The organism is Chitinophaga agrisoli (assembly GCF_008386695.1).
Lineage (GTDB): Bacteria > Bacteroidota > Bacteroidia > Chitinophagales > Chitinophagaceae > Chitinophaga > Chitinophaga agrisoli.
In genome coordinates, this window is record NZ_VUOC01000004.1 from 2531230 (window position 1) to 2550245 (window position 19016).

Annotated in this window: 12 protein-coding genes; 3 read left to right on the plus strand and 9 right to left on the minus strand. The window is 49.2% G+C overall.

Annotated elements, in window-relative coordinates; translation table 11 throughout:
• Nucleotides 1–32 precede the first annotated feature (32 nt).
• Nucleotides 33–539, plus strand: a complete 507-nt coding sequence (locus F0L74_RS29125) for a hypothetical protein (protein ID WP_149841408.1) — start codon at nucleotides 33–35, stop codon at nucleotides 537–539.
• 120 nt (nucleotides 540–659) lie between these two features.
• Here F0L74_RS29125 and yidC read toward each other — a convergent pair whose 3' ends face one another.
• Both yidC and pyrG read right to left on the minus strand, forming a co-directional pair.
• Entirely contained in the window at nucleotides 660–2492 is a 1833-nt protein-coding gene (yidC, locus tag F0L74_RS29130) for a membrane protein insertase YidC (RefSeq protein ID WP_149841409.1), read from the minus strand.
• A 283-nt stretch (nucleotides 2493–2775) separates the two neighbouring features.
• Nucleotides 2776–4428, minus strand: coding sequence for a CTP synthase (gene pyrG, locus F0L74_RS29135; protein WP_149841410.1), 1653 nt, complete (start codon nucleotides 4426–4428; stop codon nucleotides 2776–2778).
• Between the two features lie 343 nt (nucleotides 4429–4771).
• Here pyrG and F0L74_RS29140 point away from each other — a divergent pair, with 343 nt between their 5' ends.
• Complete coding sequence (locus tag F0L74_RS29140) at nucleotides 4772–5302, plus strand: acyl-CoA thioesterase (RefSeq protein WP_149841411.1); 531 nt, start codon at nucleotides 4772–4774, stop codon at nucleotides 5300–5302.
• 170 nt (nucleotides 5303–5472) lie between these two features.
• Here the strand turns inward: F0L74_RS29140 and F0L74_RS29145 are convergent, their stop codons facing one another.
• The 4 genes from F0L74_RS29145 to F0L74_RS29160 all read right to left on the minus strand — a co-directional run bounded on the left by F0L74_RS29145 (nucleotide 5473) and on the right by F0L74_RS29160 (nucleotide 10595).
• Entirely contained in the window at nucleotides 5473–6138 is a 666-nt protein-coding gene (locus tag F0L74_RS29145) for an HD domain-containing protein (RefSeq protein WP_149841412.1), read from the minus strand.
• 879 nt (nucleotides 6139–7017) lie between these two features.
• On the minus strand, nucleotides 7018–7617 hold the full coding sequence (locus F0L74_RS29150) for a precorrin-2 dehydrogenase/sirohydrochlorin ferrochelatase family protein (RefSeq protein WP_246197852.1): 600 nt from the start codon (nucleotides 7615–7617) through the stop codon (nucleotides 7018–7020).
• The gene (gene cobA, locus F0L74_RS29155) at nucleotides 7617–8396 is read right to left on the minus strand and encodes a uroporphyrinogen-III C-methyltransferase (RefSeq protein WP_149841413.1); all 780 of its coding nucleotides are present in this window, start codon (nucleotides 8394–8396) and stop codon (nucleotides 7617–7619) included. The genes F0L74_RS29150 and cobA overlap by 1 nt, the downstream gene beginning before the upstream one ends.
• 84 nt (nucleotides 8397–8480) lie before the next feature.
• On the minus strand, nucleotides 8481–10595 hold the full coding sequence (locus tag F0L74_RS29160) for a nitrite/sulfite reductase (protein ID WP_149841414.1): 2115 nt from the start codon (nucleotides 10593–10595) through the stop codon (nucleotides 8481–8483).
• A gap of 328 nt (nucleotides 10596–10923) precedes the next feature.
• Here F0L74_RS29160 and hxpB point away from each other — a divergent pair, with 328 nt between their 5' ends.
• Nucleotides 10924–11577, plus strand: a complete 654-nt coding sequence (hxpB, locus tag F0L74_RS29165) for a hexitol phosphatase HxpB (protein ID WP_149841415.1) — start codon at nucleotides 10924–10926, stop codon at nucleotides 11575–11577.
• Nucleotides 11578–11665: 88 nt separating this feature from the next.
• Here the strand turns inward: hxpB and F0L74_RS29170 are convergent, their stop codons facing one another.
• From F0L74_RS29170 to F0L74_RS29180, 3 genes are read right to left on the minus strand one after another with little or no spacing between them, the layout of a single operon-like run.
• The gene (locus F0L74_RS29170; RefSeq protein ID WP_149841416.1) at nucleotides 11666–13078 is read right to left on the minus strand and encodes an arabinose isomerase; all 1413 of its coding nucleotides are present in this window, start codon (nucleotides 13076–13078) and stop codon (nucleotides 11666–11668) included.
• 27 nt (nucleotides 13079–13105) lie between these two features.
• Nucleotides 13106–16285 carry a glycosyl hydrolase gene (locus tag F0L74_RS29175; RefSeq protein WP_149841417.1) on the minus strand — a complete coding sequence of 1060 codons (3180 nt, stop codon included), beginning with the start codon at nucleotides 16283–16285 and terminating at the stop codon, nucleotides 13106–13108.
• A gap of 10 nt (nucleotides 16286–16295) precedes the next feature.
• Entirely contained in the window at nucleotides 16296–19004 is a 2709-nt protein-coding gene (locus F0L74_RS29180; protein WP_149841418.1) for a family 78 glycoside hydrolase catalytic domain, read from the minus strand.
• Nucleotides 19005–19016: the final 12 nt, after the last annotated feature.

The following is a 19016-nucleotide window of genomic DNA, read 5'->3' on the forward strand; positions in this document are numbered from 1 at the left end:
ACAACATTGATACCAATAAAAATCCCTGCGTTATGTTAAGAAAACATGCTTCACTATTATTCTTCTTATCGTTCCTATGTGCAACGATACCGGTGTTTGGGCAACAACTTACCCAGGGAAAGGATGAAACTGGCAAAGACCTGCTCAAAGCTTTGGGCAAAGCCACCCGCATTCCCAGATCATCCATTGAAAACGGTGAATCCTTCGCCTTTGCGTTGAAGTTCATATTTGCTGAGGGTGGTAAGATCGATACGATCTTACCTTCCAAATATGCTCCCAAAGAGATGAAACAAAGTCTTACCCAGCGGGGTCAGTATAAGGATGTCAATTGGGAAGGTATTTTCAAGAGAAAGGTAAAAAATAAGGATGCACTGATAGTTCCGGTGTCCATTTATGATCCGGTAAGTACTAGCCAAACATTCCATGAATATAATGTGGACGACCTGTTTAACTTCAGTTTTCCCGGGGAAGGTGAAAGGTTTGTCAATTGCCTGATCATGCAGACTTTTGTTATCCATTACGGGAAGCCGAAGAGCTGATCTGCTTCATCTTATTTCAGCACACGCCCCCAACAAAAAAGGGAAGCCTTCCGGCCTCCCTCTTTTGTTTTTCATACCTGTCAGGTTTAAATGCCTGACAGGTAATGTATCATTATTGGTTTATTTCTTCTTGCCTTGTGGCTTCTGCATTTCCTGCTGGCGTTTCTGCATATCCTCCAGGCGCTCCGCCCATTTGGATTTGGTCACCGGTTTCTTCTTATTCTCCTGTATACGTGCATGGATCTTCTCGTGATTGATGACAAAAGTCTGCAGTACCCACTGTAAGGAGATACTGATCACGTTAGACAGGAAGTAATAGAAAGTAAGACCGGCAGCCAGGCGGTTAAACACGCCTAACAGCATTACAGGGAAAATGTACGGCATGTACTTCATTACCGGGTTACTCTGATCGGCCATGCCCCTGTTATAGAATGCCAGTACTAAGCTGGTAGCCGTCATCAGCAGGGTAAACAAGCTCACGTGGTTACCATAGAACGGCACATTGAACGGCAGGTTCAGGATAGAGTCATAGGTGGACAAGTCTTTCGCCCACAGGAAACTTTCCTGGCGCAGCTCAATGGAGGATGGGAAGAAGCTATACATCGCCACCAGGATGGGCAGCTGCAGTACGGCTGGTAAACATCCACCCAGCGGATTCACACCGGCGCTCTTGAACAGTTTCATCTGCTCCATACCAAAAGCCTGCTGGTCATCGCCATGTTTGGCGCGCAGCTCATCCAGCTCAGGTTTCAGCACCTTCATTTTAGCCTGGGATACATAACTCTGATAAGTGAACGGCGCTATAAGCAGGCGGATAAAAAGGGTCAGCAATATGATGATAACACCATAGTTGCCAATAAAACCGCTTAAGAAGTTAAACGTGGGGATGATCACCCATTTGTTCACATACTTTACAAATGCAAAGATACCGGAGCCCAGGGGAATGATGTTCTCCAGGCCAATATCAAAGGATTTCAGCGTCTTATAGTGGTTAGGACCATAATAGATCTGCATCGGGAAGCTGAAATCATGCGCGCGGTTAAAAGGTATGTCCAGGGAAGTATAGGCCTGGCCTACGATATTACCGCTTACGGGCACCTTGGTGTTCACGTCAGCGCCGGCAAAAGGCGTTGTTTTCGTGATCAGGGTAGTGTTAAAGAACTGCTGCTTTACGCTTATCCACTGCAGGTTGCCTTCCAGCTTCTCATGGCTGGTACGTTCCAGGGTAAAGTAGTCATGTTTATGGGTGGTGTAACGGTAATGCACCTGGTTGTTCAGACGCTCGTTCTGCATATCATGCTCCTGCAGGTGGTTTTCGTTGTTCCATTGCAGTTGCAGGGTGCTCTGGTTGGCGGGCAGTACTTTTTCCAGGCCTACGGCATGGATGGTATAATCCACCAGGTAGCTGTCCGGGTTCAGGGTGTACACATATTCCAGGTATTCTGAAGGCGATTTGGAAAGGCGGTAGGTGATGGATTGGCCGCCACCGCCAGCCTGTTGTACCTGACCTGGGGTAAAATACAGGTCGGCAGTGTTCAGGTTATGGTTGCTTACCGGAAGCTGGAGGGCCAAACGGCTAAAAGAGCCCTGGGCAAGCATCAGCGGACTGCCGTCGGAGGCTTTGAACTCCTTCAGCTGTATGGATGCCGGCTGACCGCCTTTATTCGTGAAAATGATCTTTACCAGCTTGTTTTCCAGCACGGTATTTTGTTCAGTACCAATGGCAGCAGCGGCATATTCGCCGTATTCGCCGGCCAGCTGGGCGGAATCCGGTTTGCTGGCCGTACCCTGGGCGCTGGTATCTGTAAAGATCTTAGGCTTATTCAGGTTCGCAATGGAATCCTGCCGGGCCTTCTCTCTGCGGGCTGTTACCTCTTGTTTTTGATTAAAAACAATGTATCCTACCAGCAGAACGCCGAGCAGTATAAATCCAATGACCGAGTTTCTGTCCATGAATTGCAATTAAAATTTAGGCAGCAAAGGTACGTGAAAAATGTGCAAATGTGCATATGTGCGAATGTGTAATTGAAAATGAATACCATCAGGCGCCAATACTCAAATTCATTGATATTCTGCCGGTTAACTCAGTAGATAAGACCGCTTAAAAGTAAATATGCAAATGATCCGTAATCTTAACAATTACTTATCATTTGCATACTGCTTATTATTATATTCCTAAATAAATCAATCTGTTAGCAGAAATTCAGCCACCCGTGCCTACTCATCTGCACATCACTTAATGATGAACCGCTTTCTCCTCTGCGGCCTTTATCTTGCCGTTCTTGGTTTCCGCATACTGTTTAGCCGCGCCAATAAAGTGTACAAACAGCGGAGCAGGCCTTTCTACGGTGCTTTTCAGCTCCGGATGGAACTGACAGCCCACAAAGAACGGATGATCCGCCAGTTCGATCATTTCCACCAGGGTGCTTTCCGGGTTATGACCGGAAGTCACCAGACCGGCATTCACAAAATCTGCCTGGTATTGGTTATTAAACTCATAGCGGTGACGGTGCCTTTCGCTGATAAGCGTGCTGCCATAGATCTCTGCTGCCCTGGAGCCGGCTTTCAGCTGGCAGGTATAAGCGCCCAAACGCATAGTGCCACCCTTGGCGGTGATCTTCTTCTGCTCTTCCATGAGACCGATCACCGGGTGAGCGGTCTCCGGGTTCATTTCTGTGGAATGCGCGTCTTTCCAGTTCAGCACGTTACGGGCGTATTCTACTACGGCCATCTGCATACCCAGGCAAATACCAAAGAAAGGCAGGTTATTTTCACGGGCATACTGGATAGCGGTGATCTTGCCTTCAATACCACGATGGCCAAAGCCGGGAGCTACCAGCAAACCATCCAGGTTCTTCAGCTTATCCGCTACATTTTCCGGTGTAATATGCTCAGAGTGAAGGTTTTGCACCACCACTTTGCACTCATTCACCGCGCCGGCATGTATAAATGACTCCAGGATGGATTTATAGGCATCCTGCAGTTCTACATATTTACCTATCAGGCCGATGGTTACTTTGGTCTTGGGATATTTCAGCTTATCCAGGAACTCACGCCACTTGATAAGCTCAGGTTCTTTCTCTACCGGCAGGTTCAGCTTTTTAAGGCAGATCACATCCAGTTTCTCACGCATCATTTCCAAAGGCACCTCGTAAATAGTGCTCACGTCATTTGCCTCAATCACCGCATCTACCTGCACATTACAGAAAAGGGCGATCTTTTTCTTCAGATCGCGGTACATAGGCTCTTCCGTACGGCAAACGATAATATCCGGGTGAACGCCATTTTCGCTCAGCAGCCTTACGGAGTGCTGTGTTGGCTTGGTTTTCAATTCTTTAGCTGCCCGCAGGTACGGGATTAGCGTCAGGTGGATCACCAGGCAATCCTCTTCGCCCAGCTCCCACTGTAACTGACGAACGGCCTCCACATAAGGGAGGGACTCAATATCACCCACGGTACCGCCCAGCTCAGTGATCACAATGTCATATTTACCGTCCTTGCCCAGGAGCAGGATCCGGCGTTTGATCTCATCCGTAATATGGGGGATCACCTGCACGGTCTTACCCAGGTAGGCTCCTTCCCTTTCTTTATTAATAACGGTTTGATAAATACGGCCGGTGGTAACATTATTGGCCTGTGAAGTGGGCGTATTAAGGAAGCGCTCGTAGTGCCCCAGGTCCAGGTCGGTTTCGGCGCCATCTTCGGTTACGTAACATTCCCCATGTTCATACGGGTTTAGTGTACCGGGATCCACATTTATATATGGATCAAATTTCTGAATTGTCACTCTAAAGCCGCGTGCCTGCAATAGTTTAGCCAGCGAGGCGGCTATAATTCCTTTACCCAATGAGGAAGTAACACCTCCCGTAACGAAGATATATTTTGCCATAAAAACTAAGTTCTGAAAGATACCTGACCTAAAGAGGAAGCGCCGGACTTTGTTTGGTGTAACCTATACCTGTCAAGTAAAATTACTTCCGAAGGTCATGCAAAGTTAACACAAAATTTTTACGAACCTTCAAGCCCACACGGATTAGCTGATAATTGTGCAGAATATGTGAATTACCGCCGGGATTTTTTGGTATGTTTGCGGCCGGATTGCCGGTGGACAACGATAGCAGTTCGACTGACAGTCAATGATTTGAGACGATGGGACTGCCGGCCGGCCGGGTTAGGTGAAAAAACGGAAGCTATTTTTGAACAGTGGACCAACTTTATTATTATATATAGATATGACCTTGACGCCCAAACATTCCCAGGATTCAGTGATACGGATGACGGAACTGGTATTGCCCAACGACACCAATACTTTTGGCAATTTAATGGGAGGCCGGCTTATGTACTGGATGGACATAGCCGCGGCCCTTGCCTGTATGAAACATTGCAGTGCGCCGGTAGTAACGGCCTCTGTGGATAATATCTCCTTTGAAACGCCCATCAAACTGGGCAATGTAGTGCATATTGAGGCGCGGGTAAGCCGGGCCTTCAGCACCTCCATGGAAGTGCACATGCGCGTATGGGGCGAGGATCCCGTACAGCAGTACCGCTATAAGTCCAACGAAGCCTTTATGACCTTTGTGGCGCTGGATCCCAACGGAAAATCCCGCCCGGTGCCGGCAATCATCCCGGACACGGAAGAAGAAAAGAAATTGTTTGATGGAGCCCTCCGCAGAAGACAGCTGCGCCTGATACTGGGTGGTAAAATGAAACCGGAGGATGCCGGAGAGCTGCGTGCGCTGTTTTTTGAGCCAACTACTAAATAAGGTATTCCCTTTCTGATTACGTTTTTCTTATAACAGGCCGTGTTTTCATGGCCTGTTATATTATATCTGGTTTAGCCGGTCTGCGATTATAACTACCGGGATCCGGTTATACTATGCCTCTCCCCGTTGGTTACAACGGATTTTGCGACGGTATTACAGTTTACCCCTAGTCAGGCCCTTCCATCCCACTCCGCATAGAACTGCTGCAGGAACTGCTCCATAAAGCGGTGGCGTTCCAATGCCAGGGCTTTCCCGGTTGGCGTGTTCATCCGGTCTTTAAGCAGCAGCAGCTTCTCATAGAAATGATTGATGGTAGGCGCCAGGCTCTGTTTATACTCCTCCTTCGTCATTTGCAGGTTAGGCATAACAGCCGGATCGTAAATAGGACGGTTCTTAAACCCGCCATAATTAAACGTACGGGCAATACCAATAGCGCCAAGCGCATCCAGGCGGTCTGCGTCCTGCACAACAGCCAGTTCCGGGGACTGGAATTCCTGCCGGTGATTTCCGCCTTTAAAGGAGATGTGCCGGATAATGTTTACCACATGCTGGGTAACAGGCGCCGGGGTTTCGATAGACTGCAGAAAACTGCGGGCCTTTTCCGGTCCGATACTTTCATCTCCGTTATGGAACTTGGAGTCTGCAATATCATGCAGCAGTGCGCCCAGCTCAACTACCAGCATATCTACCTTTTCGAGAGAAGCTATATGCCTGGCCAGTTGCCAGACACGCTGGATATGCCACCAGTCATGTCCGCCTTCTGCGTGGGTTAACTCCTTTTTGACATAAGTGATGGTGGGGCCAATGAATTGTGTCTTCAACGTTGTTTCATTCATATACAACACAAAGATAAGGCATACCGGCGAGCTAAACATGAGCTAAAACACCTTTACCGGGGCCCCTTTCGGGCCCGGTAGAAGGTAAACTATAGGGAAGCGGGAATCCGTGATGATGGTTGATAAAAAGGGGTGATCTTGGTTGATAAAACGGGGTTATAATCAGTTGGCGCAGTATAGAGATGAAACATAAACTCATTCCATCCCTTTGCTAATTATCCTTGGCGCGGCATAGGGCAGGGTATTATAACTATAGGGTCATTAAGGTCATGATTTTCTATGGCCTTAGATCGCCTCAACGCCCGGACAGTCTCCCCCGCCTATGACCGCTACATTTTTTCTTTATATCTGTTTTAGATCATAATCAAAGAGCAAAGGAGCAGCACTATTAGTTCTACCGGTATAGGCCACTTGGTAATGCTGCTCCGGTTGGTTTTTATGACTTTAGATTTTGTTGTGTAACCTGGTCAGTAAATTATCTTTCTTCATCGTAATAACGTAAAAATAATAATCCAGATTCATTTTTTATGCATTTATCCAGATAATTTCTTATATAATTTTATTTATAATATATCTGAACAATAGTCGATACTATGGTCAGAAAGCAATATAATAACTTGTTTTACATACACTTAAGTTAAATTAGCCATCATTTGCACGAAAAACGAACAGGCAAGAAATCTGTTCAATTAAACACATTAAAATATAATACATGTAATTTAAACCAACGAGAAGATCAAAAGCGGCGGGATCAAACAGTAAGCGTCAGATGTGAGAATAAAACTCAGGCGCTCTGCCCGAAACAAAGATTGGTATCAACGTTAAAGAAAAGGGAACCAAGATTAACAATACAACCGGGGAATTAACAACAAAACCAAATCAGGCCTTATCAGCATCTTTATCCTGCACCAGCACCTCCGTGATCTTATTCAGCTGTTTTACCTTTTCTGAAAAGTCGCCTTTAAGCTTGTCACGGATAACCTGCAGTTTATTCAGCACCTCATCCAGGCCATCAGGAATAGCTTCCTGCAGCACCTGTTTCAGGCGTTTAGCAACAGTGGGGGATTTACCGTTAGTAGAAATAGCAATTTTGAGGTTACCTTTCTGTACAATGGAGCCAAGATAAAAATCGCAAAGCTCCGGGGTATCTGCTACATTAATAAGCACTTTGCTGCACTTCGCCTTTTCCCATATACTATGGTTCAGCTCACGGTCGCTGGTGGCCGCTATGACCAGGTCTTTGCCCAGCAGGTCGCCACAGGAGAATTCTTTCTGCAGCAAGGTAATGGAATGATATTCATGTGCCAGTGTTTCCATTTCAGGCAAAAACCAGGTGGCTACCACCGTGATAGTGGCTTCCGGGCAATTCTGCACCATGGCGTTCACCTTTTCGTGCCCGATATTCCCGCCGCCTACTACTAAAACGTGCAGGCGGTTGAGTTTAAAGAATACGGGAAACAACCGGTTTTCTTCTATCATTATACTGCTATTTTAAGCTCTTTCGCCAGCCTGGTCTGCATATCCTGGAATGCCTCATGGAAACGCACTACCTCCCCTATCACAATGATGGCCGGATTGCGGAGATCATGCTTTTCCGCTATCTGTACCAGCTCCCCCACGGATCCTACGCCAATCTGCTGATTAGGCAGGGTGCCGTTCTGGATAATGGCGGCCGGTACATTGCCTTTACCCTGCGCCTCATAAACGGCCGCTATCTCTGTCAACTTGCTCATTCCCATCAGGATCACCACCGTGGTGTTTGCCTGAATGGCGAACTCCAGGTCGCGGGACAGGTTGCCTTTCTGCGTAGTACCGGTGATCACCCAGAAGCCTTCGCTCACATTACGGGCGGTAACCGGGATCTTATTTAAGGCGGGTACTGCCACTGCGCTGGAAACGCCAGGCACTACCTCTGTTTCAATACCAAACTGTTGTGCAAAGGTAATCTCTTCCTGGCCACGGCCAAAAACAAACGGATCACCGCCTTTCACGCGTACCACGCTGCCAAAGGAGAGCGCATATTTTACGATCATGCGGTTGATCTCCTCCTGGGAGTACACATGCATACCGGCACGTTTGCCCACAAAACGCTTCAGACAGTTTGCAGGCGCATGTTCCAGTAATTCATTATTGGCAAGGGCGTCATATAAAATGACCCGGGCCTGCTGGATCACCTTCAGGCCTTTTACCGTGATCAGGTCCGGATCGCCGGGACCTGCGCCTACCAATGTTAATTTAGGGACTATCTGCTGCTGCATACTGCTAATTTTAAAAAGTCTGAGAAGAAACGGGTGAAACACCTTTACGGTATTTCACCCGTTCATATTCACCAAATAAGATACTTATGCGTTTGCCGGAGCGGCAGCTACTGCCTGCCTGTATTCCTGCGCCTGGTTGTAAAAATCTGTTACCTGCTGATAGTATTGCTTTGCAAAACTTTCTGTAGGCTCATGTTCGTTGATCTGCAGCACCAGGGCTCTGAAACCGCCGGTTAAAGCGATCTTGCCGGTAGCTACAAAATGTTTGTCAAAATCGTTGATGATACCGTGCTGGGTATTACAGCTTACGCCTTCGCCCAACAGCAGCGCTTTCGCGATCAGTATAAAGCTGGAGTAGGAATGATAGATACCATCTGCATACTGGTTAGCCGCCAGTGCTTCCAGGCCCCAGCCCAGCTTTTCCTCTGCATCAAACAACAGGGTAGCCACCAGGTCTATCACTACGCCGGCACACTCGCCCACGCCAATAGCGGTAGCGTATTTTTCTTCATGGCCCCAATCGATAAAGTCTTCATTCTGTAACGTTGCCAGGTCTGCCAGGGGTTTCAGCAGTTCGTAGAAATAACGTTCACCCTGACGGTCATAGTAATCATTGAACAGCTCATTTTCCTGGCCGTTGGTCTCGTAATCATGCAGCAAGCTGCGCAGTACATCCGGCCCGCGTTTGCTGGGTACTTTGATCACTTTATCCGCTACACGGCCAACGCCATTGCCAACAATACCACCGCCCAGCAACACTTGCAGTGCAGGCAGCGTTTTACCGGCGCTCTTCATGGACGAACCATGGAAACCAATGGCAGCAATACCATGCTGACCGCAGGAGTTCATACAGCCGCTGATCTTTATCTTGATGTCTTTATTATATACCAGGTCCGGGAACTCGTCCCCGATCACTTCTTCCAGTTTGGCCGCAATACCGGTACTGCTGCTGATACCCAGGTTACAGGTATCTGTGCCAGGGCATGCGGTGATATCTGCAATGCTGTCAAAACCCGGCTCTGCAAAACCAACAGATTCCAGTACGCTGAATACATATGGAAGGTGTTCCGGGCGAATGTATTTGAGGAGCAGGCCCTGGTTGGCGGTTACCCTTACATCATTCGCGATAACGGATTTCAGGGCGCTGATAAGCTGACGGGAAGTCGTTGTCATGATATCGCCCAATGGTACCCGGATATAGGCGCCAAAGAAACCTTTCTGTTTCTGCTCAAATACGTTCGTGGTCTTCCATGCCTCGTATTTCTTAGCGTCCTTTATTGCGTATGCCGGCAGGGTCGGATTTTCTTCCGGCAACTCCACTGCTTCTTCCTGCGCATCTACTACAAACTGTTTGTTTTTAAGGGCTTTGTGCTCTTCCTTCACCAGCCTTTCAAACTCCTCAAAGCCGATCTTCTGGATCAGGAATTTCATCCTTGCCTTGTTACGGCTGGCGCGCTCGCCATAACGGTCAAATACGCGCAGCACGTTCTCAATGTAAGGGATCAGCTGATCTTCTTCCAGGAACTCAAATGCAGTATGCGCCAGGTAAGGCTGTGCGCCTAAACCACCGCCTACCATCACTTTAAAGCCCCTTACGGTTTTACCGTCTATCTCGCGTACTTTAGGAATTACGCCCACATCGTGCATGAAAGCCCAGGCAGTATCTTTATCGCTGGAGGAGAAAGCTATTTTGAACTTACGGCCCATCTCCTGACAGATAGGGTTACGCAGGAAATACCGGAAAGCAGCATCCGCATAAGGGATCACGTTAAACGGCTCATCCGGGTCTATGCCTGCTCTGTCAGAAGCGGTGATATTACGTACGGTATTACCACAAGCCTCACGGATGGTGATATCGTCCATATCCAGTTTGGTCCACAGTTCGGGCGTTTTTTCCAGGCTCACGTAGTGGATCTGGATATCCTGACGGGTGGTCAGGTGCAGCCGGCCGGTGGAAAACTCTTCGGATACTGCTATGATACGCGCCCACTGCTGCAGGGTCATTTTACCATAGGGCAGCTTGATACGGATCATCTGCACACCTGGCTGACGCTGGCCATAAATGCCCCTGGCCAAACGCAGGCTGCGGAACTTCTCATCCGGTATCTGGCCCTCACGGAACAGCCGGATCTTTTTTTCCAGGTCGATAATATCTCTTTCTACTACGGGATTTTCCAGTTCTGTTCTGAAGCTTTGCATGCTGTTCTATTTACGTGGTGGTAAATAATTTTTAATACTAAAAGCCTCCCGGTATGCGGAGGCTTTCGTATATCTTATTAATTATCAATAAGTTTCCCTATCGTTATATACCATTGCCTCACTAAATATAGCCTATATTCCTATGGTTTTAGTGGACTAATACAAAGATAGAAAGGCGGCGTAGGATTTCAAAACTTTTTTGGCCGAAAAAGGGGGAACAAAGGATAACTATTAATTATGCGTTATAACTGCTGGTTATGGGGGTGAAGGATACATTAGCACTTCCGGCCATTAAACCGTAACTTTGCGGCGCAAAAGCATACAACCTATGATCAATACGGTGATTTTTGATATGGATGGCTTACTCATCGACTCTGAACCGCTCTGGGGCATTGCCATGCGGGAAGTGTTCGCCACAGTAGGCGTAGAACTGAGCGCAGAACTAACCTCCCTGACTACCGGCCTGCGTACGGTAGAAGTAGTGGACTACTGGCACGACCATTTCAAATGGAACAACAAAAGCAAGGAACAGGTAACTACCGAGATCATCGACGCCGTTACCGCCAAGATAGTAGCCCAGGGCAGCGTAATGGACGGCCTGCATTATATACTGGAATATTTCCGTGGTAAGGATTACAAACTGGGGCTGGCCTCCTCCTCCCCTATGCGCCTGATCCAGGCGGCTATCAACCACTTTGATATACAACCTTATTTCCATGCGGTAAGCTCTGCGGAATTCGAATCCCATGGCAAACCGCACCCTGCCGTGTACCTGGCCTGCGCCAGTGCGCTGAACAGCAACCCGCTCAACTGCCTGGCCTTTGAAGATTCCGTTACCGGGATGATAGCCGGCAAAGCAGCCCGCATGAAAGTAGCCGTAGTACCGGAAGCGCACAACCGCAACGATAAACGTTACGCCCTGGCAGATCTGAAACTGGACTCTTTACGGGACTTTACAGACGCCCACCTGGCACAGTTTTAATAGTCAACTGATTACAATCGCTATCAATAAGCTATATTACTAACAACCGGGGCGCTGCAAACGCCCCGGTTGTCATTTTACCACCCGCTCAACACACCCTCACCACCTCCATCCCCAACAGCGCCCCCAGCTTTTCGAGCTTACTACCAATATGCCCCACGCCAATCGCGCAATGATGGGCCGGGCCTTCCTTACACCAGTTATTTACAAACGTTTTAATATCTAATGGGAATTTATACCGGCTATTCGTATTCCCTATCTGCAAAATAGGCCCTGCCACGGAATCCCCTTCTGCCACCAGCAGCTTCAAACGCCCATTTCCTGTTTCTACCACAGACAATAACGTCACCGGTCCATGTTTCACTTTCATTTCCACCGATAATCCTTTACCCGGTTTGCCGTGATAAACGCCCAATGGCTTCAGCAGCGGCTTACCCTCCGCAATGGCCAGATGACCCGGGCCATCATGCCCCATCAGCACGATATCATCATTAAAGTCCAGGCCATAGAACTCCGTAAAAGAGCCGCCAGCCCCAAAAAGATCCATGATCTTCATAGCCTGCGCATTCTTTACCTCGTACTCGCCCGCTACAGGCACATGCCGCGCGGTAAGCATAGAATTGCCGGTGATCACAGAAGAGATCAGGTCTTCATACCCGCTGTCAGCCGTGCCTTCATAATAATAGCAAAGGGAGCCTAACTGGTAATGTGCTACCAGCTTATCCAGGGCTACCGCTGTAGTAGCAGCGCGGTCTATTTCATGCGCCGGGCATTCATCCAATACCTCAAAAGCTGCAAAGATCTCTTTCCGCTTCTGCTCCACCTCCGCCGGCTCCACTTGTTTATGAAAAGCCGCCAGGTCGCACATTTCCAGGTGTTGTATATGCCCGCCAAAACTGGCTGCCTGTAAGGTCAGATCAGAATAGATATCCAGCATGCCGTTGTAGTAATGCCCCAATACCCCCATACGGTTTAGCTGCATGGCCTGCGCTACGCCCGCCGCCGCTACCCAGTCCCCTATCTCTGCCCAGGCCTCCGCATCATCCAGGGTACCAGTTACCTGGAAGAACTGTATACCGCTACGGTTAAATACATTGGCTATCTCCGGCACCGCACAGGCCTGGCAATTGGCCAGCCATTCCCCGGTCATAAGGCCACGGTCACCCAAATTATTGAACCAGTTATAATCAATGGCTTTTACCGGCTGCAGGTTAAGGATCACTACCGGCACTTTTGCTTTCTGCACTACCGGCAGCACCGTAGCAGACAATGCATAGGTAGATACATACAGGAAAATGACCGCTACATCTTCCTGCTTAAAAGTAGCTGCCGCGTTACGGGCCTTTTCTACCGTATCCACCAGACCGGCATTTACCACCTGCAGGCCAGGCTGCTCCAGCCTTTGCGCGATGGTCTGCTGATAGCCTTCCAACCGCGCCTGTAAGCCATTAAATTGATGCCAGTAAGTCTCCAGCCCAATTCCAAATAAACCAACTTTCATATAGCTCAATGATTCGTTTGTGAATGTTTATTTATCTCCTGCGCTCCGCGTTATACTAAAATCGGTCAACAACCCATAATCATACACATCATATGCATCCCCGGCAGGATATTTCTTTACATTCCGCCAATGCCAGGGAGATACCAAACCTGGCCGGGGTTTATTATGATGCGGGCCCAGTGTATTCTTAAGGCTTCCCGTAACGATCACTTCCACCGTATTATTCCCCACATGCACATAGGACGATATATCCAGCGCATAAGGCGGTATATCAATAATGCCGGCCTCCTTGCCATTTACTTTCACCGCTGCTACCGTTCCTTTCCAATTGCCCAACTGCACCTGGTATCGCCCTTTATCCGCCTGGAATGATTTCCGGTAAGCCACCTCCTGTCCATACAGCTGCATGCCCTGGTCCTTCCAGCTGCCTAAGCGCGGCGCCGGGGCAGGTTGCAGGCTAAAACCATGTGCCTGTGCCTGCAGGCCAAACCCGCCCAGGATATATACCGGCTCTACCTCTGCCAATATGCTCATTGGCGAAGCAGAGATCTCCACCACATTCTCTCCCGGTTTAACAGCCTGGCTAATATCATACACAGCAAAAGATTTATCCAGCCACCATTTACCTGGCACAGGCGTTAATGCATGGCCGTTCAATTTTACCTTCCAGGTCTGCGGGCGCTCTACTACTGCCTGTAACCCTTTGGCAGCAACACCTTTCGCCATTGTGAACCGGTAACGCGCCTTCACCACAGTAGCTGCATTGAAAGTATCCCGGTCTACAATATTGCGTTTATACTGTACAGAAGTATTCCACGGGTTGCCATTCTTAAAGCCAAAGTATTTAAATACCCTGTCTGCCGCATTGTACACATGCTGATCACGGTAAACACTATCCCCCAGCTGTACATCACAGAAGTCGATCGTAAGCACGTTCGGTTGCAAACGTTGTATAGCAGTGGCAGAGGCGCTAACCGGCTGCCCTGCCGTCAACGGCCTGTATTCTTTTTCTGTATGCACATCTTTGTCTGACACAAAGAACAACAGGCTACCCGCAGGCGGCAACTGGTACTGCAGGGTCATATGGTCATCAGCAACCGTAGCCGGATAATCCCAGGTATCACCAGTAGCCAGGTCCATTAACAAAGCATGTTTACCCTTCAGCTGCACCTGTCCGCGCGCTGTTGTTTCCATGCTGGCGTTACTAAGGAATAACAGCTGCCCATCCTCCAGCACACGGCGGTGATGATACAGCTTACCCTGGGTGGTATCCAGCTGTGGAAATGAGATAGCATCATTAGCATAATATTTATCGATCACCTGCTGATCCAGCTGTGGCAATGATACCAGCTGCGGTTGCTGCAACCAGGTAGCTAAGTCGTTAGAGGCGGCGCCATTCAGCATAGCAGGTTTTTCAAAAAGCAACACCTTGCCGCCCGCTGCGGTATATTGTTTTAATAAAGCAAACGTAGCGTCGTCTATATTATCCATCCCGGGCGGTATCACTACCGTACTATAGGCCCGTTGCCCTACTACAAATTTTCCGGCCGCAACCTTTCCCTGATCCTTGATGATATTCTCTGTACCCAGATCATATTCCACCTGCGCTTTTTCCAGCTGTGTAACAAAACGCTGAAACTGCTCGCCTATCTCATTAAAACGCGGATTACTATGCGTAGGGCTGTAATACATCCAGGCGCTGGTAGTAGGCTCCAGCACCAATATATCATTTTGCTGCTCTCCCCGGGAAAGCGCCATGGACAACCGCGCAAAATACCGGTTCAATATGCCGTAATGCGGCCACCAGGGATTGTGATAGGAAAAGGTTTGCGGGTAATCATATTTACGCGCGCCGGCAATGGTCATATCTGCCAAGTGCTGGTTCAGCGTGTTTACGCCCAATACAAAGGCCCAATCGCCTAGCCGTTTCATATCCATAAAACTAAGCTCCCAGCCGCCTCCGCCATATGTTTCGCAAAGGGTGCGCTGTTTGCCCAGCTGGTTGGCTACGCTGGCCAGTTCCTTTACAGAACGGATGTTGCCAAACTGCGCATTGGGACTGTTCTCATCAAACTGGTTAAAGAGCAGGTCTATACCCGGGCGCTGATGCCAGGCATACATCGCCATATTATCACCGCCATTATTAGGGTTTGGCCAGGCATGTTCCCAATAGTGACCGGTCCATTCCAGCCCTTTCTGTTCTGTATAATGGTAAAAAGGTTTAGACCACCGGTCAATGAAAAGCTGCAGCAGGGTCTCATAATAATCATGCCGCACATCCTGCCAGTTGCCCACCTCATCATACAGGCAGGGCAGCTTATCTTCCAATGCATAACCATGCATTTGTTTAAAAACCGGGAACAGGTCCGGCGTCCAGCGGATATTGCCGGCGCCCTGCGCTTCTATGTTTGGCTCATCAGAAAAAATACCTTTCACCGTTTTACCAAACTCCTTGCCCACTGCTTTTTCATAGCCGCGCATGGTCACCTCAATAAATTTCTCCGTTACGCCTTTCACCATCAGGTCTACATAAGAATAACCGCCATACCAGTCAGATCGCTCGTAGTCCTGTTTGCTAAACAGATAGTGGCTATTGTTGAGATCCTTTTGCAGATAGAACTTATTTGCGGTATCAGGCAACTGCTGCACTTTGGTTAAATGCAGCATCTGGCCCTGGTTCCAGGAAGAAGGCATCTCATCCGGCACATGACCGCCCGCAAAACCGCTGGGATAAGAATTCTCATCATAGATCCAGATATCCATGTCCAGCGCTTTGGCTTTTTGCATGGCATACTGCCAGTTCTCAAACCAATCATCGGAGAGATAAGCCGTAATAAGCCCCGGACGAGGATGTACAAATACGCCACCAAAGCCTTTATCCTTAAAATCCTGCAGCATGGCGTCTATGATCCCATGATCCACTTTGGTGTTCCATACCCACAGGGGCGCGCTACCGTATTGATGATCCGGTTGCAGGAACTGCTGCTGCACATAAGAGAAAGAATGTGCTGATGTGCTGATCTGCTGATGTGCTGATGAAGATGCCGCGCCAATGTGTGGCTTTGCAGATTTATGAACGGCTGTATCCGCCGCCATGCTGTTAGGCACGGTATCCGCCGCAGCACCATCCCTGTAACCGGATGCCGCTATCCCACCCATCAGCAGCGCAATAGATATCACATATGTAAAACGTTGTTGTTTTTTCATTACTGCATAGTTATAACTGATCTGTAAAACTATAAGTACCGGAGCCTACCTCTTTGGTCTTATGACTACCGGGCAATATGATCCTGGCCTTTGTATTAGCGGGCACGGTAACATCCAGCGTAAACTGTTTACCCGTTTTATGCCATTGTACCTGTACCTGTCCGGGCAGCGTTTCAAAACCGGCCTTCACCCAATCAATCCCCTGCACGGGTACCGGCGCTATCTCAATATTCGAAAAACCTACGCTGTTGCCGGTTTGACGGATACCTGCCAGCCCATTGTAAAACCATTCCATCAGGTGGCCCAACATCATGTGATTATTAGATACGTACCGCAATGCAGGCCAGGACTCTGTTAAAGCCGTGGCGCCATGTTTCAGCTGAAAAGCATAACCCGGCACATCATCCCGCTTATTCATATCATACAGCAACTGCGAAGCCCCGCCATTACTTAGTACGCTCACCAGGTAATGATAACCTATATCACCGGCGGTTAATGCATAGTTATTCTGGCGTATGGAATCCTGCAGGTTGCGGAATACTTTATCCCGGTACTTCCCTTCTACCAGGCCCGTATACAAAGGCATTGCATAAGCCGTTTGGCTGCCGGTGGCATACACGCCGGTAGCAGGCGTAAAGAACTTATTATTAAACGCCAGCCGTATGCTATCTGCCAAAGTTTTATACCGGCGCACATCCGCGCTTTTACCCAATACCGTGGCGATCTTAACCATAGCGTCCGCATCCTGGTAATAGATAGCCGTGGCCGTAAGCGCCATCGGCGTCAACTGCGCGTAACCCGGATGTTTAGGCCCCATATCATACCAATCACCCAGGCCATAATCCAGGATCTGCCCGTTGGCGCGGCTGCCCAGGTAAACTATGTAACGCTGCATCATATCATACGCGCGCTTCAGCACCTGTTTATCGCCGTACCAGCTGTACAGGAACCAGGGGATCTGTATGCTGGCGCTGCCCCATTCCGGCGAATCGCGGAAACCGCCGTCAAACTCCACGTATTCCGGCGCAATATCCGGCACCAGGCCGTCCGGCGTCTGGGCTTCTATCATATCATCCACCGTTTTGTTATAGAGCTGCAGGATATCATAGTTATAACCGACACAGGCACGCAGCAGGTAGGTTTGCTCCAGCCAGCCCAGCTTTTCGCGGTGCGGACAATCGGTGGATACACTGGCCAGGTTACTGCGGATGGCCCAGTTGATAAGCGTATGGATACGGTTAAACAGCGTATCTGAGCATTGGAAGTATCCAGCTGTAGGCGCGCTGTTGCGGGTGTGCAGGAACGTGATATCCTCCAGCTGTGCAGAATCTCCGCCTTTCGATAAGGACGCTGGCACTGCGCCTTCTACCATTGCATACCGCAGCCCGTAATAAGTAAACCGCGGCGTCCATTCTTCTACGCCATCCCCTTTTAAGGTGTAGGTCAGATAATAAGGAGAGCCACTGGCTTTCTGGTAAGGCAGGTTATTATCATCCAGCAGCTCTGCCGGCGTAACACGTACTACCGCGCCTTTCATGCCTTTTACTTTTATACGGATAATGCCAGAGGCATTCTGTCCAAAGTCCACCACATACTTACCCGCTTGTGCCGTATATGTTTTCTTTACCGTAAACGAGTCCATCACCCGTAGCGGATACTCGCGCTGCGCGCGCATATCGCCGCCCGGCGAGTGTACGGTCAGGGCCGGCTGCCATTGGCTGTCATTAAAACCAGCGCTGCACCAACCTTGTTGTTCCAGCGTAGCGTTATAATCCTCGCCGCCATAAATGCTGGTAAAGGTTACCGGGGAAGGCGCTGTTTTCCAGCTGTTATCCGTCACTATTTCATTGGTGCTGCCATCCGTATAACGGATCAGCAGTTTCAGGCGCAGCATAGGGTATCCCTGTGCGATCACCATCTTACGGTACCGCTCCCGGTTTATGTTAAAAAAGCCATTGCCAACCATAGCGCCTATTACATTCTCCCGCTGTTGCAGCTGCTGCGTAACATCAAACGTATTATACAGGCAAACCTTGTTATAATTGGTCCAGCCGGGCGCCAGGAAATCGTTGCCCACCCGCCGGCCATTCAGGTATAATTCATACTGCCCCAGGCCGCTTACAAATACCAGCGCCTGCTGCACTTTTTTCTCCAGCTGGAATGACTTGCGCAGATACGGTACCACAGCGCGTTTAAGCCCTTTGCTACCCAGCTTATTACCATTACCATGCACGCCAGGATACACCCGGCCACTATCCGGCAGCGCTTCATATCCTATCCACTGCGCCGTTTTCCACTCCTGCGGTTGCATGACGCCGGTAGTGAACACACCGTCTGTTTCGCCTTGCGCTTTACCCGCGTTGGTAACCACAGCTACCCGCCAGTAATAAGTACGCCCGCTTTGCAACGCTTTGCCCTGGTAAGGCACAAAACTGCTTTGCGCAGACGGTACCTCACCGGAATCCCAGTAGTCCGGCGCAGTGGCCAGCAGTTGGGGGGAAGATGCCACGGTAACCCGGTAACGCGTCTGTACCAGGTTATTGGCCTTGCCTTCCAGTTGCCAGCTAAAAGCGGGCTGCGGCACATCTATGCCTACCGGCGCGGTGCGCGCCTGGCACTGTAAATGTGTAACGCTTAGCCGGGATGGAGCCTGTGCAAAGGCCTGCAGCTGCCAGGCCCAGCACAATAAAAAGCATAGGCGGAAATAATGTTTTATCATGATCCTGTTTAG